The 6,985-nt window shown below is 68.6% G+C and carries 6 protein-coding genes; 2 read left to right on the top strand and 4 right to left on the bottom strand.

Annotated elements, in window-relative coordinates; translation table 11 throughout:
• Positions 1-125: 125 nt before the first annotated feature.
• Both ACFU6I_RS47145 and ACFU6I_RS47140 read right to left on the bottom strand, forming a co-directional pair.
• Complete coding sequence (locus ACFU6I_RS47145) at positions 126-410, bottom strand: hypothetical protein (RefSeq protein ID WP_384380369.1); 285 nt, start codon at positions 408-410, stop codon at positions 126-128.
• A gap of 329 nt (positions 411-739) precedes the next feature.
• The gene (locus ACFU6I_RS47140; protein ID WP_384380366.1) at positions 740-2,716 is read right to left on the bottom strand and encodes an NAD(P)-binding protein; all 1,977 of its coding nucleotides are present in this window, start codon (positions 2,714-2,716) and stop codon (positions 740-742) included.
• A 744-nt stretch (positions 2,717-3,460) separates the two neighbouring features.
• Here ACFU6I_RS47140 and ACFU6I_RS47135 point away from each other — a divergent pair.
• Positions 3,461-4,210, top strand: coding sequence for a translation initiation factor IF-2 (locus ACFU6I_RS47135; RefSeq protein ID WP_384380363.1), 750 nt, complete (start codon positions 3,461-3,463; stop codon positions 4,208-4,210).
• Positions 4,211-4,491: 281 nt separating this feature from the next.
• Here the strand turns inward: ACFU6I_RS47135 and ACFU6I_RS47130 are convergent, their stop codons facing one another.
• Positions 4,492-5,766 (bottom strand): MFS transporter, encoded by a 1,275-nt coding sequence (locus tag ACFU6I_RS47130; RefSeq protein ID WP_384380360.1) that lies wholly within the window; start codon positions 5,764-5,766, stop codon positions 4,492-4,494.
• Between the two features lie 112 nt (positions 5,767-5,878).
• Between ACFU6I_RS47130 and ACFU6I_RS47125 the strand changes: the two genes are divergently transcribed.
• Positions 5,879-6,460 carry a TetR/AcrR family transcriptional regulator gene (locus ACFU6I_RS47125; protein ID WP_384380359.1) on the top strand — a complete coding sequence of 194 codons (582 nt, stop codon included), beginning with the start codon at positions 5,879-5,881 and terminating at the stop codon, positions 6,458-6,460.
• Positions 6,461-6,493: 33 nt separating this feature from the next.
• Here ACFU6I_RS47125 and ACFU6I_RS47120 read toward each other — a convergent pair whose 3' ends face one another.
• The gene (locus ACFU6I_RS47120; protein WP_384380356.1) at positions 6,494-6,865 is read right to left on the bottom strand and encodes a VOC family protein; all 372 of its coding nucleotides are present in this window, start codon (positions 6,863-6,865) and stop codon (positions 6,494-6,496) included.
• Between the last annotated feature and the right edge of the window lie 120 nt (positions 6,866-6,985).

The following is a 6,985-nucleotide window of genomic DNA, read 5'->3' as shown; positions in this document are numbered from 1 at the left end:
CTCCCCACCCGCCTCTGAGCTGTGACGCCTCACTCTAGAAGCTCAGCTCCTGGCGCCACGGTTCACCAACCCGGTGAACGTATGCGGTCACGGCAAGAGCCGGATCTTGATCTTCCTTATGCGATTCACCGAGACGGCGCCTGCGGCGGGGAGGCGCGCAGGGTGGCGATGCAGGCGCGGACCATCTGGTAGGTGACGGGGGTGTTCTCGGCGAGGAGTTCGCGGTGCAGGCGGGTGACGTTCGTGCATCCCGCGGCAAAGCGTCGTTCCAGGTAGGTCTTGCAGGGGTCCAGCCTGCTGGGTCGGGGCCGGTTCTCGTGGAGGGTGTCCTGCCAGTGCGCGGCGCGAGGCGTATCGCGGCACGGTGTCCCAGCCCAGGTGGCGTGCGATCGCCCGGCGCACGGTGCCATCGCACCACCGTGTCCGGACGTATCAGCAGCCGCAAACGTCGCAGCACATCCCGCGGAAGCGGGTGCAGCAACGCCGCCGGGAACTCCCGATCGCTCGCATCGAACCGTGGCCTGTTCCCCCCTCCCCCCAGCTGCCGCTCGAGCGGGTCCAGCTCAGCGTCTGCTTTGCGAACCGGAAGGTGTGCCTCAGATCGAAGCGCCTCAAGAACGACTGCCAGTGCCGATCGACGTATTCGGCGGTCATGCCCGGGCGATACACGCACACGACGAGATGCTCAGGCTCGAATGGCCCACAGACGCGTGACGTCGGCGGGCCAGTTCGGGCTCCGTCAGAAGGCGATACCGTCGACACCGCGGGAGACGATGTCGCTGGGCTTGCCCGCAAGATCGCGGACCGCCCGCCAGGCCATGTCCATCGCCGAGTCGACGTAGGCACGAGGGGCCGAGTCGGTGTTCGCGATCGCGACCCGCCCCCACGTCTGGCGGGCGACGTGGCTCGGCAGCTCGCCGTAGGGCCAGAACGTGTCCCAGGGACGGCCGTACTCGTAGGCGTAGGCGTGGGCCCAGCGGTTGACCGTGATGCCCTTGATGTCGCGCGCCGGGTCGAAGCCACCCGGGCCGAGGGCACGGGCCAGCTGGTCGCGAAGATTGCGCTCCATCTCCGCGAAGCTCGTCTTGATCAGCTCGCCCCGGCCTGCCGCGCCCTGCCGGCGGGGCGGGAGACCGGGCCGGCACGCCGCGCGAGAGACATGCAGGATCGCCGACTCGCTCGGCTTGTCAGGGAAGTGGTAGCCACCCATGCTGACCGGGAAGTCCAGCTCGGCGCCCGTCCAGTAGCCGGTCGGGAACCGAACGCTGGAGATCTTGAGGTTGTCCAAGGCCTTCCAGTTGCGGACCAGAACGCTGGTGTACACGAGGGCAAGACGCGGGCTGTCCTTGAGGGCGTCCCGCTGCCGCTGGGAGATCTCGCTGGTCAGGAACGGGATGATCTGGTTGTTACAGGCGAGAACGACGTGCTCGGCGCGGACGGTCTCCAAGCGGTCCTTGCGCACGTAGGAGACCTGCACCTGGCGGGCGGAGTCCGGGTCGCCCTCGTGTACGACGCGCACCGCCGGCGAGTTCAGCCGGATCCGCACGTTGTTGCGGCGCCGATCGAGCTCGCCGTACTGGATCCGGCTGGTCGGAATGGTCTCCATCCCCTGCCCCGGCATGGCATGCGGGATCAACTTCCGCACGAGCGAATAGACGACCCCTGCGTTGCCCTCGGGGAAGTGGTAGATGTAGTCGTCCTCCGAGGTCCACACCTTGTGGCCGGTGGGAGCGATCCGCGGATCAGGGCCACCGTCCCAGTCGAGGCCGAGCCCGTCGAATCCGGCGAACTCGATCGACGCGTCGAGCGCGCCGACGGCGTCGGCGCCATAGCCCCAGTTGCCGTTCGGCGTGGTCTGCAGGAACTTCTGGGCGTCGGGGTGTGCCTTGACGTAGTCGCGCAGGTAGTCGAGGTAGGTGATGTCGGCGAGCTTGTCCTTCTTCTGCTGGTCTGAGAGCCCGGGCATCCAGTCCCGGGGGGCATCGTAGATGGCGGCGAGGTCGGCCTTGGCTTGGGCCGCCATCGGCGCGCCCTCGAGGATCGTCGAGTACGGCGTTCCTCTCTGCCAGGTGACCAGGTGGTCCTTGCCCCAGGACTCCTTGTCGAAGAACAGGCCACGCCCCAGGCCGTGGCGCGCGTTGAAGCCGGAGTCGAAGTACTTCTCGAACCGCTCGACGCGGATCCCGATGTCGGTGAGTAGTTGTCGGGCGGGCGGCGCATACGTCGAGGGCGACTCCAGCGATTGCGACCCGCCGTAGCTCAGCAGTGTTCGAGCGGTGGTGCGGAACTCGTTGCGCCGTGCGTGCCCGCCGATGTCGTCCATCGCATCGAGCACGAGGATCTTGCAGTTCTTGCCGAACTCCATCTGGTAGTAGCGCGCAGCCGAGAGCCCGCTGATGCCGCCGCCAACGACGACGAGGTCGTACTTCTCGTGGGTGTCGCGGGGCTCCGGCGCGTCGTCCCAGAAGGTTCCGTCTCGGAGGGCGTGCGGCACCTTCATGGCGGCGTCGGTGTACCCGCGCAGGCCTTGCCCAGTCGGCGGGTAGTAGCGTGCATCGGCCCTCGGGGCCTCGGCGGCCGAGGCCGACCCCGCCGCCGCGCTGCCCGCGATGCCCCCCGCCACCAGCGCGCCCACGCCCAGGGCCACTCCGTCCAGGAAGTCGCGACGGCGGATCTTCCGGTTCATGCCCAGCTCGTCGTCGGTGAAGTCGCTCAACTGGCTCGCCCCCAACACTGTCGGAGAATGTGCGGATCCAAGCGTCATGCGGGTAGTTCGCAACTGAATCCGCACAGCAACGAGGCCTGATGCTACGGATCTGCTCGTCGACGGTCAATGGTTCGGTCAATGGTGCTCGGGTCGCCGAGAGGCCCCAACGGACCGTGTCTGGCGCCGTAGTTCGTCGCGCAAGACATCCAGGACCAGCCGCCCGGCGGGCGAGGAGGAGCGTGACGTGTGCGGGAAGGTCCCGGTCGACGAGGAAGTTGTAGAAGTCGTCCCAGACGAACGACTTCCGACTCCAGATCGACCCGCCAACCGGCTTCTTCTGCCCCGGAGCCCGATGGCCACGATGCGAAACGAGATCAGTCTCCGTCGCCGAGAGCACATCGCTGTCCAGGTACCTCTCCAGCAGACCGGTCTGCACAAAGGCAAGGTCCACACTTGCTCCTCCCCCGGGACCTGAGAGAATTCCCGTCAGCTCACCCTCCCCGGCCGCGACGCCTTCGAGCCGTGCTGGCCCCTGCACCGCGGCCGCTTCGGCGACGTTCGGCCCGCCGCCGAGATGATGCCTGCGGCCTCGTCGACCCCCGGATGAAGATCGAGATCGAGGTGTACACCCACCGCCGGAACCTCTCAGGGTGCGCCCACGTCTGATCGCCGCACCGGCTGAGTACGATCACCTACGCCGGTCTGAGTACGCGAGCCGTTACCCGCCGCGCGCGGCCCCGGAAGGGTGGACGCATGCGCCGACTGCTGCTGCTCGCCCCGCTGTTGCTGTTCACCGCCGGCTGCGGGGTGGTGCAGTCCTCCGAGGACGAGGCGACGGACGCCGCACGGGAGGTGGCCAGAAAGGCGGGCGAGCGGCTCTACGGCCAGCGTCCGCGCACGGCGGAGGAGGTCGGGCGCTCCGCTTCCGGCATCGACGGGGTGGAGGTACTGCGGCTGACGGGTACCTCGACACACGAAGGGGACGGCGTCGACGTGGTCGTCCGCACGTCCGGCTCGGCGTACGACGGATGGCTCGACCCTGAGGAGGTCGCCGTGCGGCGCTGCTTCGCGGTGCGGGTGTCGCCCAAGTCGGAGTGGCGTGAGGATCCCCGTGACGTGGACTGCCCGGATGGCCCTCCGCTGACCTTCGCCCCGCCACCCGAACCGCCCCGGCTGCCGTACGAGGAGCTCCGCGCGAAACTTCCACGGGTGTCGGAGAGCGGCCGGGTGGACGAGGCCGAGGTGCGCCGTGCGCTCGCCGCCCTGGACCTGCATCCGGCGATCCGTACTGAGGTGAAGGCGGGCGGCGGCCGGGTCGGCGTTCTCCTGTCGGTAAAGGGCAATGGCTTCGACGCGCAGGACTGCCTTCTTGCCCGCGTGGGCCCCGGCGCCACCGAGGTGTGGGTGCCGCCCCGGATCCAGCGGATGCCCGGAGAGGGCGGCTGCACCGTCGGCAACGCCCTGGAAGGCGTCGGTCACACCCAGGTGAGCCAGTCGCAATAGCACGATCGATCATGTTGCCGCGGCCATCGACGGCTGCGTCAGAGCGCCGATTCGCCATTGGGTGCAGTCCGGCGGTGGGCCGCTGGTTGGGGTGCCTGAAGCAGTGCTGCCACGCGGCGCGTGTCCATGCCGCGACGCCCCTACGCCCGTCCATGCGGTCCGAAGCCATTTCCCCCGTGTGACCCCGGGCCGCATGAACCTCAGCACCTACCCGTTCGTGCTGAATTTCCTGCCGACCATGGCACGAAAACTGGACGCACCCGCGCGGTGAACCCGGTGCCTCATCGCCGGTCGTCGGCCGCGCTGGACCGCTCCCCGGGCCACATGTCGGAGACCGGAGCGCCGGGCGGCGTGCCCTGCGATGAACTTCCGCGTGTCACACCAGGGTTGCGGGTGTCGGCGGCGGGTGCGATGCCGATGGCCGCGGCGACGAACACCAGGACCACCAGCATCGCGGAGCGCAGCCCGTAGTGGTCGCCCAGGAAGCCGAGAGCCGGCGGCCCGACCAGAAAGGCGACGTAGCCGATGGTGGCCACAAGGCTCACGCGTGCGGTCTGGTCGGGGCCCGAGTCGCCCGCCGCGGACAAGGCGACGGGGAAGCCGAGGGAAGCCCCGATTCCCCAGAACAGGACGGCCGCGGCGGCCACGACGACGCTGTCGGAAAAGATGACGAGCGTGAGCCCGACGGCGCCGGAAACGGCGCTGGCGCGTATGACGGCTCCCCTGCCGAAGCGGTTGAGGAAGTACGTGCCGCTGAACCGCCCCAAGGTCATCGCGGCGGCGAACCCGACGAAGACGAGGGAGCCGAGTGCGGCGTCCAGCCCGTGGCCGTCCACCATGAGCAGAGGCAGCCAGTCGTTGGCGGCGCCCTCGGCCAGTGCCATGGCCAGGACGATGCCGCCGATCAGCAGGAGCCTGCGGTCACGCCACACGGGGGGCCCGGAGTGCTGTGCCGTTCCCGTGGCGGGGGAGGTCTCCTTGGTCCCCATGCCTGCGGGGATGGCGCGAAGGGCGTAGACCAGGATCCCCGCGGCGGCCACGGCGACCCCGGTCAGATGCCAGGCGACGGGGAGGGCGGCGGCCGTGGCGGCCATTCCGATCAGCCCGCCGATGACCGTGCCGAGGCTGAAGCAGCCGTGCAGCGTGGGCAGGACGGCGGTGTCGGTGAGGCGTTCCACGTCGGCCCCGTCCACGTTGACCGCGACCTCGCCGGCCCCCATCCCCGCCCCGAACATGCACAGGCCCGCGGCGACCATCGGCGCGGACGACGCGGCGCTGCCGACGCCGATGACAACCATGCTCACGATGATCAGGCCGGTGCCGAGCGCGATCACGGGCCGGGTACTGAATCGCGACACCAGGCGACCGGAACACAGGATGCCGGACATGGAACCGACGGACAGGCCGAACAGGATCAGCCCCATCTGGCCGGTGGACACGCCCAGTTGATCGCGGACGTCCGGGGTCCGCGTAACCCAGGAGGACATGGCGATGCCCGGCAGGAAGAAGAAGAGGAACAGGGCCTGACGGCGTCGGCGTACGGCGCGGTCTATCAAGGGGAAGCTCCACGGGAGTACGGAAGAATGTCCGGTGAGCGACAGGATCGGCATCCGGGTATGTACAAATGTACACACTCGGGTGCGGGAGAAAGAAGAGCGGACGACAGCGATGACCGGCACTTCCCGCGGCCCCAACGACCCCCACCGGCGCGAGCGCATTCTCGATGCGGCCCTCGACGTCGTCGCCGAGCACGGCGCCATCAAGGTGACCTATCGCAAGATCGCAGAAGCGGCGGGCGTGCCGCTCGGTTCGCTCACCTACTACTTCGACGACATGCAGCACCTGCTCACCGCGGCGTTCACCCGTCTCGCCGAATCGGTCTCCTCGCGCTACGGAGCCCTGCTCGAAGCGGCGCGCACGCCCGAGGAGGCGGAGACCGCCGTCGTGGAGATCATCTGCGGCAAGGTCTGGGGCACCGACCGTAACCTGCTGCTCAGCTACGAGCTGTACGCGTTCGCCACCCGCCACCCCGAACTGCGCGAGGTGATGCGCTCCTGGATGCAGGCCAGCCGCCGATCCCTGGCCCGCCACTTCGACCCTCTGACCGCCCGGGCGTTGGACGCCCTCGTGGAGGGCTTCTCCATCCACAACTCCGTCGACGCCCAGCCCACCGACCGCTCGGACGTGGCGGCCATCGTCCACGCCGTTGCCGCCCGCCGCGTCCCCAACCTCCCAGGGCAATACACCTAGTGCCAATACCAGTGATTTTGAGCCGTGTTGGTCCTAGCCGATGAGGGTCTGCTTCGGGCGGACTACGCAGAACTCGTTCCCCTCCGGATCGGCCAGCACGGTCCATGACTCGTTGCCGCTCTGCCCGACATCCACCCTGCGGGCACCGAGTGCGAGGATGCGCTCGATCTCGGCCTCCCGGTCCTCCGCGGCGGACGTCAGATCGAGGTGCAGGCGATTCTTGACGACCTTGCGGTCAGTCACCGGCATGAAGCAGATGCCCACCGGCGCGGTCTCGTCCGGTCCGATCACGACCTCCCGCTCCCGCTCGGACAGGATCCGCCAACGCAGCGCCTCGGCCCAGAACCGGGCCAGGGCGGGCAGGTCGTGGGCGTCGACAACGATGTGGTGCAGCGATAAAGGCATACCGGCCAGTATGCCCCGTGATCGGCCGGACAAGTCCTAGTACTCCAGCCGTACTTTTCCATTACTGCTGGTCAACGGCTTGGGTGTGGGGATTGTAGCGGGGTGGGTTTGGGTGCGGGG

Origin of the sequence: Streptomyces sp. NPDC057486 (genome assembly GCF_042802415.1) — a bacterium.
In the GTDB taxonomy this organism is placed as follows: domain Bacteria; phylum Actinomycetota; class Actinomycetes; order Streptomycetales; family Streptomycetaceae; genus Streptomyces; species Streptomyces yanii.
Note: the sequence above shows the minus strand (reverse complement) of the source record. Positions and strands in the feature narration are given on the sequence as shown.